Source organism: Oscillatoria salina IIICB1, from assembly GCF_020144665.1.
Taxonomy (GTDB): Bacteria; Cyanobacteriota; Cyanobacteriia; order Cyanobacteriales; family SIO1D9; genus IIICB1.
Map to the genome: position 1 here is coordinate 1 of NZ_JAAHBQ010000013.1, position 16,047 is coordinate 16,047.

Sequence of the window (16,047 nt, forward strand, 5' to 3'; positions counted from 1 at the left end):
ATTTATGACTGATTTTCCCGTCGAACCAACAATTTTAGTCGCTCGAATTAGGCAATTAGAAAGACAACATAATTCTTTTAAGAAATATTTACTAAAGCTTAAGCACGAATTAGAAGAATTAACAGAAAAATTTAACAATCACGTCGAGGGGGAAAGTGGCGATCGCTTATCCGCTACTCCCAAATTAGATACACAAACCCCGGAGTTTGTCAACCGTCTTAGTGACGAAGAATTCCAAGTTGAGCGGATTTTGTTATTACTCGGCTTTTACGCAGACGAAGAAAAAATTGAAAAACCTGCCATTTCTGCTGAAGAATTTAAGCAGCGAAAAAACCAGGGACAAAAAGATTTTTCTGGGCTTAATTTAGCGGGAATAAATTTAACTGAAGAATGGCTCGATGTTAACTTCAGCAAAGCTAATTTAGCACAAGCAAGGTTAAGTCGTTGTTTGATAGACTCGCTTAATCTCGATGGTGCAAATTTAAAAGGAGCCGACTTGAGTGGAGTAACTACTAACCATCGTAGTCGCAAAGGTTATTATCCAGCAACAATGAAGGAGGCAAATCTTGAAAATGCCAACCTGAATAAAGCGCAATTACAATGTGCAATATTAGCCAAAGCAAATTTAACCAAAGCTACTCTTAGCGAAGCTAATTTATGGAAAGCAGATTTAAGCGGAGCTAACTTACGTGGAGCCAATTTAACTAAAGCAAGATTATTTAATACCACTTTTGGTATAGCTAATTTGGAGAAAGCAAATCTCAATCAAGCTCTTTACAACAAAGAAACTTTGTTTCCTCCCAACTTCGATATTACCAAAACAGGTGCTTATTTAATTGCGCCTGCTAGCTCACTACAAAAAGCCAATTTAGTTGGTGTAATCTTAAAAGAAATAAATTTAAGTGGAGCAGATTTACAAGAGGCAGACTTGCGAGGAGCATCTCTTTGTGGTGCAGATTTACGGGGAGTTGATTTTACTAAAGCAGATTTGCGTGCAGCTAACTTCAATAGAGCAGATTTAACTGGTGCAAACCTAACAGAAGCTAAACTAGGTGGTACTATTTTACTAGGTGCAAAACTAACAGGAGCAATTATGCCCGATGGAACAATTCATGAGTAGATGAAGTGGACAGAAATTGCTTTGTTTAGTCTGAGTTTTACAGTCATATCCTTGAATAATTTTTAGTCAATTTATCTCATTATTATTAGGTATAAACTAATGAATGAATCACCAATACCTCAAATAGATGTAAACGTAAGAATTGCTAAGTTGGAAAAAGAGCATAATTTGCTTAAAAAATACTTAGTAAAACTGAAACGCCAAGTAGAAAAGTTAACTGAAAAAATTAACGGCGAATCTAGAGAAAGTGATGAGGGAGCGAGTAACCAAATTCCTGAATTAAATACACAAATTCCGGAAAAAGTCAACTATTTTAGTGACGAGGAATTGCAAGTTGAGCGAATTTTGTTGTTAGTCGGCTTCTACGCAGATGATGAAACAATTGAAAAACCTGCCATTTCTGCTGAAGAATTAGTGCAGCGATACAATAAGGGAGAAAGAGATTTTTCTGGGCTTAATTTAGCTGGAATTAATCTCAGTGGTGCTAATTTATCTGGGGGAAATTTTATAGATACTAATTTACAACAAGCAAATTTAAGTTCAGCAGATTTAACAAACTGCGACTTTAGTGATGCTAACTTAATTAGTGCTGATTTAACCAAGGCAAATTTACGAACTGCGAAACTTTTACAAACGAATCTTAGTAGAGCAAATTTAAGTAAAGCAAACCTAATTGGTGCTAATTTAACTGCTGCTAACCTTAGTAATACCAATTTAACAGAGGCAAACTTGGAAGCTAATTTAACCGCAGCCGATTTAAGTGAGGCAAATTTGAAAAGAGCTACATTTGGAAGGGTAAATTTAAGCGGTGCAATCTTGAGAAAAACCAATTTAGTTGGTGTAGTTCTTCAAAGAAACTTAGCCGGAGTGGACTTGAGTGAAGCAAAACTTTGTGGTGCAACTTTGTGTGTTTCAAAATTAAATGAAGCTAATCTAAGTTTAGCCGATCTTCGAGGAGTAAATTTTACACAAGCTAACTTAGAAAAAGCAAACTTTAAAGGAGCAAATTTAGGTGGAGCAATTTTCGATCAAGCAAAACTAACAGGGGCAATTATGCCGGATGGAACAATTCATGAGTAAGGAAAAAAGATGTTTAATAAATTAATACTTAGACAAACAAAAATTCCCCCGAGGTGGGGGAATGTGTTTTTTGAAGTTAGTTATTAAGCAAAGGTTGCGCCATTCCAGCCCCACATATGTCTTTCGGCATCGTTGAATTCAATATAGATGCGATTAATTGGTACGCCGAGTTTTTCAGTAATTTGCTGGCAAAAATCTTGACTCATAGCTTCTGTTTGGGCTGGTGTCATTTTGCCAATACTTTTTACTTCGACAAAACAGGTTGGTTCGATAGTTCCGGCAAAAGTCATTGGTACGCCTGATTCAAAGGCTGTCATAACGTAAGATTCCGGTTTTCCGAGATGTTTTGCTAGTTTAGCGGAAAGGGTTTTAAGTAGTCCTTCAACTAAGGCTTTTTCTTGGGCTTCAACTGAAGATTGTACTTTGATTAGTGGCATATTTTTCTCACTTTGAAGTTAATAGCTAAGAGATGTTTAGAGATTTAGCCGCCATAGTTCCAACCTGTCGTTTCTAGTAATAATTGAGAACCTTCGCGGTGTACGCCCGAACCGATAACTTCAGCAACAAATACAGTATGGTCGCCTTTTTCGATGCGATCGACAACTTTACATTCGATATAACCGAGAGAATCTTTAATAATTGGGCAGCCTGTTTCTGCACCTGGGTAAAATTCTACATCTTCTAATTTATCACCAACGCGACGCTTGGGCTGAAAGAACTTTGCTGCCATATCTTTTTGTTCGCTGTCGAGGAAGGAAACGCTGAATAAAGCAGTGTTTTTAATCATGGCATGGGAACCGGAATCTTGCTTGACACAAGCTACTACCAGTGGCGGTTTAAACGAGGACTGGGTTAACCAACTGAGGGTAAAACCGTTCATTTCGTCGCCATCTTTAACCCCGCAGATGTAAAGTCCGTGGGGGATTTTTCGGAGCATGGTTTTTTTCGCTTGTTCGTCTAGCATAAGTTCTCCTATCGATTTGATGTTAGTTTACCAATCTTTACGCAATTATTCGATTATCCCTAGGAGGGAGAGTGTGGAGGGGAGATTGTCATCTGGTGGGATTTTAGTTTCCACTGCTGGATGAGATCAAGCAAAAAGTTTGTCTGAGTTAACGGGAAAAGTGGCGATCGCTCTTTTTTTGAGAGAGATTTTAATTTTGTTCGCTAGTCGCAGTTGCGCAACTGGTTCGACGAGTAAGTCACGATTTGAGAGAACTCCTTCAGCGACATCTTCACTAAAACAACGGATATGCAAAACTCGCCAACTTCGGAAAACTTTACATTTACCCAGGATTTTTAGCTGTCGCAGTTCTTTTTGGTTCTCTCGATAGAAATCCCAAATGAGTTTAGTTAATTGAGAAGGTCGGTTCATGTCCGGTTCGTCTTGTTTGCTAATTCAACACCAAAGCCAGGAAGTTGATTTACGGACTTCAGCTTTTTTTGGTATAGTTTCTCCCTTTAATAACTATTGAAACTTATTTGTCTAGCTAATGGGCTGGGACTGAAAAAAGATTTAACCACAGTGTTGCTCTAACGTAAAGAAACGCGAAGAAACGATCGCGCCCAACCTCTCAAATTGTCTAGAAATATTATAAACGTCTAAAATCCGATCGGAAAAACGTATTTTTGTGGCAAGATCGAAAATTGCTGCTATGTGGAGATTCTAAATTATGGCACTGCGATTAGGCGATACCGTACCAGATTTTACTCAAGCTTCTAGCATGGGCGAAATTTCCTTTCACGAGTGGGCTGGAGATAGCTGGGTAGTTCTCTTTTCTCACCCGGCTGACTACACCCCAGTTTGCACCACCGAATTAGGAATGGTTGCTAAACTCAAGTCAGAATTTGACAAGCGTAACGTCAAAACCCTAGCACTCAGCGTTGATGATACCGAATCTCATCAAGGTTGGATCAAAGATATAGAAGAAACCCAGAATACTACTGTCAACTATCCCATCTTGGCAGACCCAGACCGCAAGGTTTCCGATCTTTACGACATGATCCACCCCAACGCGGACAATAGCTTAACAGTTCGTTCCGTCTTCATCATCGATCCTAGCAAAAAACTGCGCTTAGTCATCACCTATCCGGCTAGCACTGGGCGTAACTTTGACGAAATTTTGCGGGTAATTGATTCTCTCCAATTAACCGACAACTACAAAGTTGCTACTCCAGTTAACTGGACAGATGGCGGTGATTGCGTGATTGTTCCTTCGATTAAAGATCCTCAAGAGTTAAAAGAACGTTTCCCCAAAGGATACGAAGAAGTAAAACCTTACTTGCGGATGACACCTCAACCAAACAAATAAGAGGTATGGTTAACGCATAGATGTGGTAATTGTAGGGTGGGCATTATTTTGCTCACCCTACTTAGTTTAACTAGCAAAAACATCAGATTTAGCAGACATAATGGATATTAAAAACGGTTTCGTTGATACAGTTGGCAATACACCTTTAATTCGCTTAAATAGCTTTAGTGAGGAAACAGGATGCGAAATTTTAGGGAAAGCAGAATTTCTCAATCCCGGAGGGTCGGTAAAAGACCGTGCGGCTTTGTATATTATTGAAGATGCAGAAAAAAAAGGCTTGCTGAAACCAGGAGGTACTGTAGTAGAAGGAACTGCTGGGAATACCGGAATTGGTTTAGCCCACATTTGCAACGCGAAAGGTTACAAATGTTTGATAATTATTCCGGAAACTCAGTCTCAGGAAAAAATCGATATGCTGAAAACCCTAGGGGCTGAAGTGCGTACTGTACCAGCCGTACCATATCGCGACCCTAATAATTATGTCAAGGTTTCTGGGCGTTTAGCTGAAGAAATGAATAATGCAATTTGGGCAAATCAGTTTGATAATTTAGCTAATCGACAAGCACATTATGAGACTACAGGACCCGAAATTTGGGCGCAAACTGATGGTACTATAAATGCTTGGGTCGCTGCAACTGGTACGGGTGGAACTTATGCTGGTGTAGCTATGTTTTTGAAAGAAAAGAATCCCGATCTTAAATGTATTGTCGCCGATCCAATGGGTAGCGGACTTTATAGTTATGTGAAAACTGGGGAAATTAATCCTGAAGGTAGTTCGATTACTGAAGGAATTGGCAACAGTCGGATTACTGCTAATATGGAAGGGGTACCGATTGATGATGCGATTCAAGTTGATGACCAAGAATGTCTGAGGGTGGTTTATCAGTTATTAGAAAAAGATGGTTTGTTTATGGGGGGTTCGGTCGGAATTAATGTCGGTGCTGCTTATGCTTTGGCTAAAGAAATGGGTCCAGGTCAAACAATTGTAACTGTTCTTTGTGATGGTGGCAGTAGGTATCAATCTAGGTTGTACAATCGGGAATGGTTAGCTGAAAAAGGTCTTTTACCACCAGAAGTTTAAATCAGCGATCGGTTACCAGTTATCAGTTAAGCTATGACGTATTTAATCTGAAGTAGTGAGAAAGATTTTCAAGGACAACATATGAATAAATGTTACTCTACATCACATTCTGATGAAGCTTTGTAAAAAACTGTAATCAAAGCAATGAGCCAAAAATGAGAAAGCTAGAATAAAAGTATAAATACTCAACCAATGAGGAGGACGCTATGAAACTCAATTCGATGATTGGTGCAGTTTTAGTAACAGCGATCGCTCTCTCAGCCGTACCAGCGATCGCCTGGGGTCGCCTCAATTCTCACGATTATAGCAACCAAAATGTTACCGATACTGTGATGCCAAACCACTATGGTGGAAATCACGGCGGAACCCATCGGGGTAGACTGAATAGGCATGGTGGATGCTAGTTATTAGAAAACTCCCCAGAATGACTAAACAAACTACCAGTTTAGGTTTCAACCTGCTTGTTACCCCATAAGTGCAAGATTGCCAAGAAAAAGGCGTAGCATGGCTACGTCTTCTAAATGACAATTGAGACTGAGAATTTTTACTTTTCTGGTTGATAATATTCGTGGGTTAAGAAAGGTACATCAACTAATTCTCCCGTTGTGTTTCCTACCTCAAGTTTTAAACCTACACTACCTGCTTTTGTTCGCACGTAAGCTAAACCAAATGCGCCTTCGGGAGTGTCGGCATAGCTGGTTAAAGTGCCAACTTTTTCGCCGTTAACTGTGATAATTGTTCCTGGTTCTACGGGGGCGGCTAGTCGAATTCCTCGAAGTTGTTGTTTGACACCTTTGTAAGTATTTAAACGCGCAATTGTTTCTTGACCAATGTAACAACCTTTGGTAAAAGAAATTGCTTGCCACAAACCTGCTTCGAGGGGGTTATAATCTTCGGTAAGTTCTCGATTTGGTGTTGGTCTTCCTTGCCAGACACGCAGTTTTTCCCAGACATTTTCGCCTATGGGAATTGCTCCCGCAGCCGCAATTCTTGACCATATTTCTGCTGCTTTGTCAAGAGGAATAATGAAAGTGTAACCGGGAATTGCTAAACCACTACCAACAGCAAGGCGCACATCTTGAAAAAGTTGATGAGTGGCGTTTGGTTGACCAATTATGGCTTCCATGTTTAGTTTGGTTAAAATTTGCTCGCTGGCGGAACCAATTAAGCTAAAAATAGCATATTGGGCGGAGAGATTGGCTAATTTTACGCGATCCATGGGGAAAAGATAGCGGTCTAACCAGGACATGATTTTTTCTGATTGACCGGGAGAAATTAAGAGTAAAGCGCTATCTTCGGTGGTGTAAACTGTAGCTAAATCAATTGTGCGTGCGGTTGAGTTAACAAAAATTGTTTCGCAGCCTTGTCCTGGTTGAAGTGATTTGATGTCGTTAGTAGTTTGATTGTGGAGGAAAGTTAAACGATCGCTGTCGCTAACTTCAATTATGCCCCAGTGAGAGCGATCGCACAAGGCAACACCCTCGGTGGCAGCTTGGAAAGCTTCGCGATCGTTACCAAAACTGGTTGGCGTGCTAGAATCTTCAGTAAAGATTGCTCCTGCTTGAGTTTGTATTTCTGTTAATTTTGGGGTCATAGTTGAAATTTCAGGATAGGAACCACAGATGAACGCAGATCAACGCGGATGATTGAACTTAGATTGCTTAGTTTATCCTTAATTTAGCATTTAGATAAGTTTTTCTTTCTGGCAAGCATTTTTTAGTTTGAAGGGAGATTAGCAAATAAAGTTTCAATAGTTTGTTTGGTTTTGGCTTCTAATTTTTCCCAGTCTACATCTCCAGTTTCGTCAATTAAATTAGTATCAATTTCAACTTCGCTAGTGGCAGAAGTGTCTTCTTCAGCAACATATAATAAATCTCGATTGTAATTGCGAAAACAGATTTGAAAACAAAGACTCCAAAGATCCACTGTTACAGTACAATCTTTGTGAGTTAAAATGAGGCGATCGCCAGGAAGTGGTGTTTCAGTTTTTTCGTAGTTACCTTTCCAGTTGCCTTTTTCTAACTGTTTGCGAAGGTTATCGACGACTCTAATATATGCTGGTTGCATCAAGAGTTGGGCTTGTTCCCAAGCTTGGATATCTTTAAATGTTGGTTTCATAGTTTAGTTAGCGGTTAGTAATTGGGGACTGGGAATTCAGTTATCAGTGAACAGTTAGCAGGTAGCCGCATTTACCAATTATCAGTTTATACTCCTTGTCATCCTCATCCCAATCCCTAATCCCCAGTCCCTAATCCCCAGTCCCCCCACAAGTGTGTAAAGATTAAAAGTTAGAAACATAAACCGATGTTCTTATGATTGGTAAGCTACTAGACGGGCGTTATCAGGTTGTCCAAGTTTTGAGTGGGGGTGGATTTGGCGAGACTTACATAGCCCAAGATACCCGACGACCGGGTAATCCGGTTTGTGTTGTTAAACATCTTAAACCTGCGAGTCGCGACCCGGAAACGTTAGCTGTCGCAAGGCGCTTATTTAATAGTGAAGCAGAAACCCTGGAAACTTTGGGCGACCATCCTCAAATTCCCCGACTTTTAGCTTATTTTGAAGAAGACGAGGAATTTTACCTGGTACAAGATTATATTGATGGACATACTTTAGCAGCCGAGTTGGTTCCAGGTAAACCTTGGCAGGAAAGTTGGGTAATACAACTATTGCTGGAAGTTTTGCCGATTTTAGAGTTTGTCCATTCTCAGGGTGTTATTCATCGAGACGTCAAACCAGAGAATTTGCTGCGTAACCGCCAGGAGAAAAAGTTATTTTTGGTAGATTTTGGTTCGGTGAAGCAAGTTAGTAATCAAACAGCGATCGCTAAAGGTCCGCTTAATCCTACTGTAGTGGTGGGTACTCCTGGTTATATGCCTAGCGAACAAGGTAGAGGACAACCGCGTCACAGTAGCGATATTTATTCTCTGGGTATTATTTGTCTTCAAGCTTTGAGTGGGGTTAAACCAGTTAATTTCCGTTACGATACGAAAACTGGCGAAATTCTCTGGCAGCATCTTGCAGACATTAGTCCGGAATTAGCCACAATTTTAAATCAAATGGTACTTTACCATTTCCGAGAACGTTTTGCTTCGGCGAGAGAAGTTTTAGCTGCACTTCAGCCGCTTATTCCGGCTACTCCACCTTTAGATTATCCTCCATCGCCGGAACTTTCTGCACCTCCACCACCAACGCCAAAACCAGCAACACCGCCTTTATCGGAACAACGTACTGTAGCTGTGGGAGGTGGTAATTCACCTCAGCAACCAACTCCTCGCCCTTCGCCTTCTCCTCGCCCAACTTCTCCGCCTAGCCCGGAACCAGATAACTTACCTGTATTTTTGTTTGGGAGTGCGATCGCTGCTATCTTGGCTTTAGGAATTGGTATTGCTTTTGCTTTGCGTCAAGAACCGACAACTTTGGGAGAACAAAGAAGTTGTACAGTTACAGTTAGTGGTTTAAATGTGCGTTCTAGTCCTGGCGGAACGGTTGTCGATGTGGTTGAGAGAGGAACAGTTCTTGCTTTGACAGGTGTACAAGAAAATGCTTGGGTAGAAATTAACGATCCTGTTTCTGGTTGGGTATATAACAGCGAACAATATATTGATTGTGATGCAGTTAGTCAACCTCCGGAAGTCGTTTCCCCGACACCCTCACCTTCACCTTCACCTTCACCTTCACCTAAACCCCAAGTAACTCCAAAACCTAAACCTGTTGACAACGGACCGAGACAATTAGCCGCAGCAACTGAGAAATATCAACAAGGAAATTTAGAAGCAGCGATCGCGCAAGCAAATTCAATTGGGCGAACCAGTTCGGCTTATAATGATGCTCAAGCGGCTATTCGTAATTGGCGCAGTCAATGGTCACAAGCTGAAGCTAAATATAATGAAGCTTTACAAGCTTTTGATGCCAGTCAATGGGATGATGTCATTGCTTATGCTAATAGCGACTTACCAGACAACCGCTACTGGCGAGAACAATTTCAACAACTAGCTGCCGAAGCCAAAAAACGTCAAGCTGAGGCGGAAAAAGAACCACCACCCCCACAACCAAGTCCGAGTGAGTCACCGAAACCGCCATCGGTGGAAGTACCGGAAGTTGAGTCACCCGAACCACCGAATACTGAACCCTTGGAATTACCGAAAACTGAGAAGCCAGAACAGCCGGAAATTATCGTTCCCGAACCAACTTCGCCTTCATCAGAAGAGTAATTTCCCCATTTTGAATATTATTAAATCTTTCTCGCGATCGCTGAATCTTGCTTATTATTATTAATTAGAAGGAAACTGAGTTACATTAGCAACAGCTTGTAAAATTAATTTTCCTGAATTCACTTCTAATTGCTGAATTCGCAAGGAAATTCCTTCCATTTCAAAATTGCTTAAAGTTAAAATTTCTCTGGCTTTTGCTAACAAAGCTTTAGTTAATTCTGGCGAAAGTTCTTTACCTTCTTGATACTCTACCTCTGCTAACACAACTGCTCTCCCATCGGTTGAAACATGAGGTGTAGTTTGGAAAGAAACTTGCTTATTTTCGCCCGTTTGCTGTACTTTAATTTCTGCATCAATAGCAATTTTCCCATCAGCTAGCAGATGACAATCAACTCTTTCTGTATCAATTGTTACCCTTTCCTTATCTAATTCAATTTGTAAATTCTGCATTCGATCGCTGAGGATTTCTGAGTTAAAAGCACGATTGATATCTTCTTCAGTTAAAACAATTTGAGCTTTTCCTTCTGTAGGTTTGGTTAATTCGATATTTCCCATCAAAGCCTTCATCGGATTAACAGCAATACTATTCATTTGGATTTGCATTTTTTGCATCCGCAAATCTTCTTGCATTACCAGTCCTTCACCATCAATGGCTAAAGATTCTAGTTCACCTTGAGCTAATTTTCCTGGATCTGTTTTTACCTCAACCTCTAAATTGTCTGCTTCATCTAATTGGGTAGAAAGTGCTACTTCAGCGATTTTATTCAACGCTTGTTCTCCTAAATTATCTATTCCTGGAACCATATTATTTACCTGAGTTGCAACATTTTAAATGTAGAAAAAAGCTAGGCAAAAAATATCTGTCCCAGAGTAGGTATTTTTGAGCAGGACTGAAGTCCTGACTACGAACTTGCTTGAGCAGGACTTTAGTACTGACTACGAACTTGCTTGAGCAGGACTGAAGTCCTGACTACGAACTTGCTTGAGCAGGACTGAAGTCCTGACTACGAACTTGCTTGAGCAGGACTGAAGTCCTGACTACGAACTTGCTTGAGCAGGACTGAAGTCCTGACTACGAACTTGCTGGAGCAGTTTTGTTTTTTAGATTACAAATTGAAGTACAGTATGTAGTTTAAACTAGAATTGGCATTCTAAAATTTAGTTAGATCGGGGGAAAAATGGCTGATGGATGAGCAACTGTTTGCTGCGATCGCGGCGAAAGATTTACCGCGAGTGGAAGAGTTACTGGCTGCGGGAGCAAATCCCAATGCTCGTCAAGGAGACAAGAGCGCTTATCAACTCGTACCTCACGGCTCTGACGAGATCAAATGTGCTTTGATTGAAGCAGGTGCAGAAGACCCAGAACTGATTTATTCTTTGGTTTGGGTAATTGGTACAGGAAGGGTGGAAGCAGTTCGTGTCTTGATTAACAAAGGAGCGGATGTGAATGTTTCTACTGGTTTGGGGACACCAATTCGGGTAGCAGCAGGTGACGGTATGACAGAAATTGTCGAATTACTGATTGAGGCTGGAGCCGACGTAGATGCAGGAAGCACTATTAGTACACCTTTGATTGATGCGATCGCGCACGGACATACAGAAATTGTTCGTAAACTGCTTGCCGCCGGAGCCGATCTCAATCTTACACCTCCTTTCCACCCTACTCCACCCATTGGTATCGCCTCGGCTCAAGGTTCTCCAGAAATTATTCAGAGCTTAATTAGCGCCGGGGCAGATGTTAATACCAAGATCCCAGAGATTACGTTGAATTCAATCGAAATCAAGCAACAAGCCGGATCTAGCCTGAAAGCCGCCTTTGAAGCAATGGAAGCTTTTGGACAGATGATGCAATCCCTAGAAGGATTTGAGGAGAATGAAGCACTACCGAACGCGATCGTCGCTGAAATTGAAAGCGAACTCGCTCAAATCGAAACTATCTCCAACGAACAACAACAGCAAGACAAATTAGAACCGGATCGTGCTGTGGATACTTTTCCGGCGATTATTGCGGCTCGTTGCGGTCATGCCGCAGCTTTAGCTATCTTATTAGCGGCGGGAGCCGACCCTCATCGCAAAGATAGTGCAGGAATGTCTGCTTTTGATTGGGCATTACGAAACGAATATCCCCATGTTTTGGCGGTTCTACGGCAATTTGGGGTCACGGAAACTCGGTTTACACTGGAGGAAAAGCTTTTACTCGCGGCTGAAAATGGCGATGTTGCTATGGTTCGAGATTGCCTCGATCGAGGTGCAGAGGTGAATGCGCGAGATACTCGTCGGCGGACAAAAGGAAAAACTGCTTTAATTTTAGCGGCTATGACTGGACATTTACCGATTGTCCAAGTTTTGCTAGCCGCCGGAGCAGATCCCCAGATGACAGATCGTACTCCAGATGACGAACCGATACCAGAATGGGTGTTAAGAAACTCTCAAGAATCATGGATAAGTATGGGTTACATCTTTGGACGTACAGCCCTCATAGAAGCCGCCAAAGCTGGACATACGGAGATTGTGGAATCGTTATTAGAAGCGGGTGCTAATCCTAATTACCAAGATCAGGCAAACTACACGGCGTTAACTTTGGCAGCCGAAAACAACCATTTCGCTATAGTTCAGGCGTTAATAGCCGCAGGTGCAGATGTTAATCTGGCGGAAATTTCGGGGAATACACCTTTGCTTTTGGCTTGCGAAAAAGGTGCTGTGGAAATTGCTGAATTTTTGCTGCGGGAAAATGCCGATTTTACTCAGACAAATTCTCGTGGTAGAACTGCTTTGATGAATGCAGCCGCAGTGGGAAGTTTAAGTTTAGTTGAGCTTTTGCTCGCGCGGGGAGCCGAGGTTAATGCTGTTTCTCAAGATGGTGAAACAGCGATCGCTCTCGCTGCGGGTGCAAGTCATTACGTTGAAGTTGATAAAAACGCTCCTAGTGGTGGAATGCTAGAATATCGCGATGGTGGCTGTTGGGAACTGCAACCTTTACCTGAAGACCAAATTCTCGCAGTTGTTCAAGCACTTTTACAAGCAGGTGCTAATCCTAATTTACCCGATTGTGATACGACTCCATTAATCGAAGCTGCAAGAAATGGACAATTACGCTTGCTGCAAGCTTTGCTAAATTCCGGAGCAAGTTTGGCTGTACGCGATCGTTATGGTAATACAGCCGTATATTGGGCAACAGAAAAGGTTTTAGCATTTCTGCGCGAGTATACTGGAACTAACTTGAGCGAGTTCGAGGAATCTTCTGAAACCGAAGCTGATGAAGATCCTGAAGAGGAAGCCCGACGCTGGGGTGCAGATTTACCGCAGCCCGATTTTTCCGCAGCAGCCCAAAATCCAGACTATCAAGAAGCAGTCAACGAACTAGCCGAGATTTGTGGTAGTAAACCGACGGGTAGCGAAGATTTTCCCGGTTGGTTTCGGCTTCACGTCCAAACTAAACGTCGTCAAGACATCGATACCGAAGCCATCCAGCGCGAATTTTTAACCAAGGGATACTTTGTTTATGAACCTCAATATTGCTTTGGAGAGGGTCCGGAAAAACTGGGAATTTTACCTACTACAGATAAATATGACGCGATCGCCTTACACCAAACCAACGGTTGCAATTACGGTATCGGTCCCGGTTACGTCGTAGAATGGCTGAAAAATCTCGAAGCAGAGCAACCTTTCATCATCACTTGCATCCGTGACGATCTCCTTGCAGGAAGATTTTTAACTCCGATTCAAGATCCAGAGGGTTTAGCAGCATCGATGTATGATTTTTGCCCCGATCTTGTCGATCAAGGCTGTGGTTCCCTCGAGCAGCTTGCAGAAAACTTAGTCGAGAGCGATCGCCTCTATTTCTGGTGGGATTAAAGTAGGGGCAATCCCCCTGTGGTTGCCCCACAGATAGCTTTTTCATTTCAAATTACGTCATCCTTCGCGAAGCTCAGGATGACATTTTTCCACATTATCGCTTTGCAAGGACATTGGGATCAGAACTTTTTCCACTGAATAAACTTAAGATAATCCCCCTCAAATAGCTCTCCTTTAAGCATTCGATTCCAATAAATCCAAGGCAAAACAGTAGTTTTCATTTTCCACATAATCCAACGCTCTTTAATCGGATTAAGAGGAAAGCTAGACATTGGTGTCTTAGTATAACCATTAAATTCAGCCATGATTGTCTTACCATAGCCAGTAATTAAAGGACAACAAGTATAGCCATCATACTTATTTGATAACGGTTTTGAATCAATGAAAGCAAGTAAATTTGCGGCGACAACTACCGATTGTTTTCGAGCGGCGGCTGCGGTTTTAGAAGTTGGTAAAGAAGAAGCATCTCCTAAACTAAAAACATTAGTATATCGATTGTGCTGTAGCGTATATTGATCCACGTCTACCCAACCATAAGAATTATCCGAAACAGCTAAAGGACTCTCTTTAATAAAGTTAGGGGCGCTTTGGGGCGGCGTAACGTGAATCATGTCGTATTTGTAGGTAACTTCATCGACAACCGCACCATTATCGTCGAAAACATCAAAAACTGCTTCTTTGATTTCCCCTTTAATTTCTTTCAAATTGTGCTGGAATTTAACATCAATTTCGCGTTCGGCAACTACTTTATCTAAGATTGCTGAATATTCTGGTACAGAAAACATTTTCGTCGCTGGTGTGAGAAACATCACGTTAGTACGCTGACGAACTCCGAATTTACTGCGGAAAGTGTCATCTGCCATATACATTACTTTTTGCGGCGCACCACCACATTTAACAGGAGTTTTGGGAAAGGTAAATAAAGCATTTCCACCAGAAAAATTTTTGATTAGTTCCCATGTATAAGGTGCGTAATTAGGTAAATAGTTGCTGGTGACACCATTTTTTCCGATCGCTTCTTTTAGCCCTTTAATTAAATGCCAGTCTAACTGTATACCAGGACAGACAACTAAGTAATCATACTTAACCAGAATCCCTTCTTTGGTCAGGACAGCATTATTATCTGGGTCTAATTTAATCACTCGGTCTGCAATCCAAGTCGCTTGGGGAGGAATGAAATCTTTTTTATCCTTAAAGGTATCCTCAATTTGGAATACTCCTCCACCTGTCAGCGTCCAACCGGGCTGGTAATACTGCTTCTGCGATGGGTCGATAATCGCAATATCTAGGGAATTGTTCTTTTTCAATATGATCGAAGCGGTGGTAAGTCCCGCAGACCCACCCCCAATGAACACAATTTGGTGATGCAGGGTTTTGGCGATCGCGTGGTTGACAGATAAAGCTGGAGTCTGCGACTGCTGGGAAGTTGATGTTATCATAATTAGTCTTTTTTTCGTCTGAGACAAGTTGTAAAGATTTAATCATTATATAACAATATAGACAAACAATAAGTTTTTGCCTAGTAGTGCACATTTAAATCTAAGACGAATTTTTCAGCTCCCTTGACTTATTTAACTAAATAGCTATAAAATGATTATAGGAAATGCCTGGTGAACCGAAACCCGTTACAAACTCACGATTTCTACAAGTTGTGTGAACGGAATCGACAAGACCCAAAACCAGAAACTCTGCAAGAATTTATCGAGGCTGTTGATTCTGCAAACAAGCTGATTAATATTGCCAGCCAGAGAAATCAACCCAATCGTTGAAGAAAATTGCGAAAATTAGACGGAACAGCAGTACCGAAAACAAGGCAAGCTTTGGGACTAGAAAATAAACCGAATTGTCCTGTAGAAGCTTGCGATCGCGAGTATTTCCTCACCTAACAAAATCCAGTTTAAACTTAGGAAAATTAGCCATGAAAATTGCCGTAGCCAGTCAAAACAAAACAACCATCACCGAACATACCGGACATTGCCTAAAATTTTGGATTTACGAAATTAACGAAAACCAAATTGTAGACAAGAAACTCTTAGAATTATCTCCCCAACAATCTTTCCATAACATTTCCCCCAACGAAACCCATCCTTTAGATGAAGTCCAAGTTTTAATTTCTGGAGGAATGGGACGTGGTTTGGTGGAACGATTAGAACAGAGAGGAATTGAAGGTATTATAACGAAAGAAACCGATTTAGATCGAGCAGTGAATGCTTATTTAGATAGTTCTTTAGTTAGAGAAGAACCAGAATGTCACGAACATGAAGGCAAACATAAACATCAAAACCGCCATCAAAACCGCCATCACCACCACCATCACAAATGTAACACTCCCAGTGCTACTTAATTCCCGTTAATAGTGTTAATCTAGTAGGTGCGTGATGACAG

15 protein-coding genes are annotated in these 16,047 nt (G+C 41.4%); 8 read left to right on the forward strand and 7 right to left on the reverse strand.

Going from position 1 to position 16,047, the window contains the following annotated elements:
• Together G3T18_RS04860 and G3T18_RS04865 are read left to right on the forward strand one after the other, a co-directional pair.
• Window positions 1-1,120 (forward strand): pentapeptide repeat-containing protein (locus tag G3T18_RS04860; protein WP_224409407.1); only part of this gene is annotated, 1,120 nt, incomplete at its 5' end.
• 99 nt (window positions 1,121-1,219) lie between these two features.
• A complete protein-coding gene (locus tag G3T18_RS04865) occupies window positions 1,220-2,200 on the forward strand; it encodes a pentapeptide repeat-containing protein (protein WP_224409408.1) in 981 nt (326 codons plus the stop codon).
• 83 nt (window positions 2,201-2,283) lie between these two features.
• Here the strand turns inward: G3T18_RS04865 and G3T18_RS04870 are convergent, their stop codons facing one another.
• The 3 genes from G3T18_RS04870 to G3T18_RS04880 form a co-directional block, all read right to left on the reverse strand.
• Entirely contained in the window at window positions 2,284-2,637 is a 354-nt protein-coding gene (locus tag G3T18_RS04870) for a phenylpyruvate tautomerase MIF-related protein (RefSeq protein ID WP_224409409.1), read from the reverse strand.
• Window positions 2,638-2,681: 44 nt separating this feature from the next.
• Complete coding sequence (locus G3T18_RS04875; RefSeq protein ID WP_224409410.1) at window positions 2,682-3,164, reverse strand: flavin reductase family protein; 483 nt, start codon at window positions 3,162-3,164, stop codon at window positions 2,682-2,684.
• Window positions 3,165-3,290: 126 nt separating this feature from the next.
• Entirely contained in the window at window positions 3,291-3,575 is a 285-nt protein-coding gene (locus G3T18_RS04880; protein ID WP_224409411.1) for a hypothetical protein, read from the reverse strand.
• A 298-nt stretch (window positions 3,576-3,873) separates the two neighbouring features.
• On the opposite strand from G3T18_RS04880, the gene G3T18_RS04885 reads away from it, so the two are divergent.
• The 3 genes from G3T18_RS04885 (at window position 3,874) to G3T18_RS04895 (ending at window position 5,997) form a co-directional block, all read left to right on the forward strand.
• Window positions 3,874-4,512, forward strand: coding sequence for a peroxiredoxin (locus G3T18_RS04885; protein ID WP_224409412.1), 639 nt, complete (start codon window positions 3,874-3,876; stop codon window positions 4,510-4,512).
• 100 nt (window positions 4,513-4,612) lie between these two features.
• On the forward strand, window positions 4,613-5,593 hold the full coding sequence (locus G3T18_RS04890; RefSeq protein WP_224409413.1) for a cysteine synthase A: 981 nt from the start codon (window positions 4,613-4,615) through the stop codon (window positions 5,591-5,593).
• 206 nt (window positions 5,594-5,799) lie between these two features.
• Window positions 5,800-5,997: a hypothetical protein gene (locus G3T18_RS04895; RefSeq protein ID WP_224409414.1), complete on the forward strand. Its 198-nt coding sequence runs from the start codon at window positions 5,800-5,802 to the stop codon at window positions 5,995-5,997.
• A gap of 140 nt (window positions 5,998-6,137) precedes the next feature.
• On the opposite strand, the gene ygfZ is transcribed toward G3T18_RS04895, so the two are convergent.
• Both ygfZ and G3T18_RS04905 read right to left on the reverse strand, forming a co-directional pair.
• The gene (ygfZ, locus tag G3T18_RS04900) at window positions 6,138-7,187 is read right to left on the reverse strand and encodes a CAF17-like 4Fe-4S cluster assembly/insertion protein YgfZ (RefSeq protein ID WP_224409415.1); all 1,050 of its coding nucleotides are present in this window, start codon (window positions 7,185-7,187) and stop codon (window positions 6,138-6,140) included.
• Between the two features lie 122 nt (window positions 7,188-7,309).
• Window positions 7,310-7,711: a hypothetical protein gene (locus tag G3T18_RS04905; protein WP_224409416.1), complete on the reverse strand. Its 402-nt coding sequence runs from the start codon at window positions 7,709-7,711 to the stop codon at window positions 7,310-7,312.
• 194 nt (window positions 7,712-7,905) lie between these two features.
• Here G3T18_RS04905 and G3T18_RS04910 point away from each other — a divergent pair, with 194 nt between their 5' ends.
• Window positions 7,906-9,807 carry a serine/threonine protein kinase gene (locus tag G3T18_RS04910; protein WP_224409417.1) on the forward strand — a complete coding sequence of 634 codons (1,902 nt, stop codon included), beginning with the start codon at window positions 7,906-7,908 and terminating at the stop codon, window positions 9,805-9,807.
• Window positions 9,808-9,867: 60 nt separating this feature from the next.
• On the opposite strand, the gene G3T18_RS04915 is transcribed toward G3T18_RS04910, so the two are convergent.
• Entirely contained in the window at window positions 9,868-10,611 is a 744-nt protein-coding gene (locus G3T18_RS04915) for an LmeA family phospholipid-binding protein (protein ID WP_224409418.1), read from the reverse strand.
• 381 nt (window positions 10,612-10,992) lie between these two features.
• Here G3T18_RS04915 and G3T18_RS04920 point away from each other — a divergent pair, with 381 nt between their 5' ends.
• Window positions 10,993-13,662, forward strand: coding sequence for an ankyrin repeat domain-containing protein (locus G3T18_RS04920; protein WP_224409419.1), 2,670 nt, complete (start codon window positions 10,993-10,995; stop codon window positions 13,660-13,662).
• Window positions 13,663-13,781: 119 nt separating this feature from the next.
• Here G3T18_RS04920 and G3T18_RS04925 read toward each other — a convergent pair whose 3' ends face one another.
• A complete protein-coding gene (locus G3T18_RS04925) occupies window positions 13,782-15,101 on the reverse strand; it encodes an NAD(P)/FAD-dependent oxidoreductase (protein WP_224409420.1) in 1,320 nt (439 codons plus the stop codon).
• Window positions 15,102-15,580: 479 nt separating this feature from the next.
• On the opposite strand from G3T18_RS04925, the gene G3T18_RS04930 reads away from it, so the two are divergent.
• A complete protein-coding gene (locus tag G3T18_RS04930) occupies window positions 15,581-16,006 on the forward strand; it encodes a NifB/NifX family molybdenum-iron cluster-binding protein (protein ID WP_224409421.1) in 426 nt (141 codons plus the stop codon).
• Window positions 16,007-16,047: the final 41 nt, after the last annotated feature.

Excerpts from the sequence above, each read along its gene's own strand:
- G3T18_RS04865 (WP_224409408.1), top strand. The coding sequence starts at position 1,220 with ATGAATGAATCACCAATACCTCAAATAGATGTAAACGTAAGAATTGCT.
- G3T18_RS04870 (WP_224409409.1), bottom strand. The coding sequence starts at position 2,637 with ATGCCACTAATCAAAGTACAATCTTCAGTTGAAGCCCAAGAAAAAGCC.
- G3T18_RS04875 (WP_224409410.1), bottom strand. The coding sequence starts at position 3,164 with ATGCTAGACGAACAAGCGAAAAAAACCATGCTCCGAAAAATCCCCCAC.
- G3T18_RS04880 (WP_224409411.1), bottom strand. The coding sequence starts at position 3,575 with ATGAACCGACCTTCTCAATTAACTAAACTCATTTGGGATTTCTATCGA.
- G3T18_RS04885 (WP_224409412.1), top strand. The coding sequence starts at position 3,874 with ATGGCACTGCGATTAGGCGATACCGTACCAGATTTTACTCAAGCTTCT.
- G3T18_RS04890 (WP_224409413.1), top strand. The coding sequence starts at position 4,613 with ATGGATATTAAAAACGGTTTCGTTGATACAGTTGGCAATACACCTTTA.
- G3T18_RS04895 (WP_224409414.1), top strand. The coding sequence starts at position 5,800 with ATGAAACTCAATTCGATGATTGGTGCAGTTTTAGTAACAGCGATCGCT.
- ygfZ (WP_224409415.1), bottom strand. The coding sequence starts at position 7,187 with ATGACCCCAAAATTAACAGAAATACAAACTCAAGCAGGAGCAATCTTT.
- G3T18_RS04905 (WP_224409416.1), bottom strand. The coding sequence starts at position 7,711 with ATGAAACCAACATTTAAAGATATCCAAGCTTGGGAACAAGCCCAACTC.
- G3T18_RS04910 (WP_224409417.1), top strand. The coding sequence starts at position 7,906 with ATGATTGGTAAGCTACTAGACGGGCGTTATCAGGTTGTCCAAGTTTTG.
- G3T18_RS04915 (WP_224409418.1), bottom strand. The coding sequence starts at position 10,611 with ATGGTTCCAGGAATAGATAATTTAGGAGAACAAGCGTTGAATAAAATC.
- G3T18_RS04920 (WP_224409419.1), top strand. The coding sequence starts at position 10,993 with ATGGATGAGCAACTGTTTGCTGCGATCGCGGCGAAAGATTTACCGCGA.
- G3T18_RS04925 (WP_224409420.1), bottom strand. The coding sequence starts at position 15,101 with ATGATAACATCAACTTCCCAGCAGTCGCAGACTCCAGCTTTATCTGTC.
- G3T18_RS04930 (WP_224409421.1), top strand. The coding sequence starts at position 15,581 with ATGAAAATTGCCGTAGCCAGTCAAAACAAAACAACCATCACCGAACAT.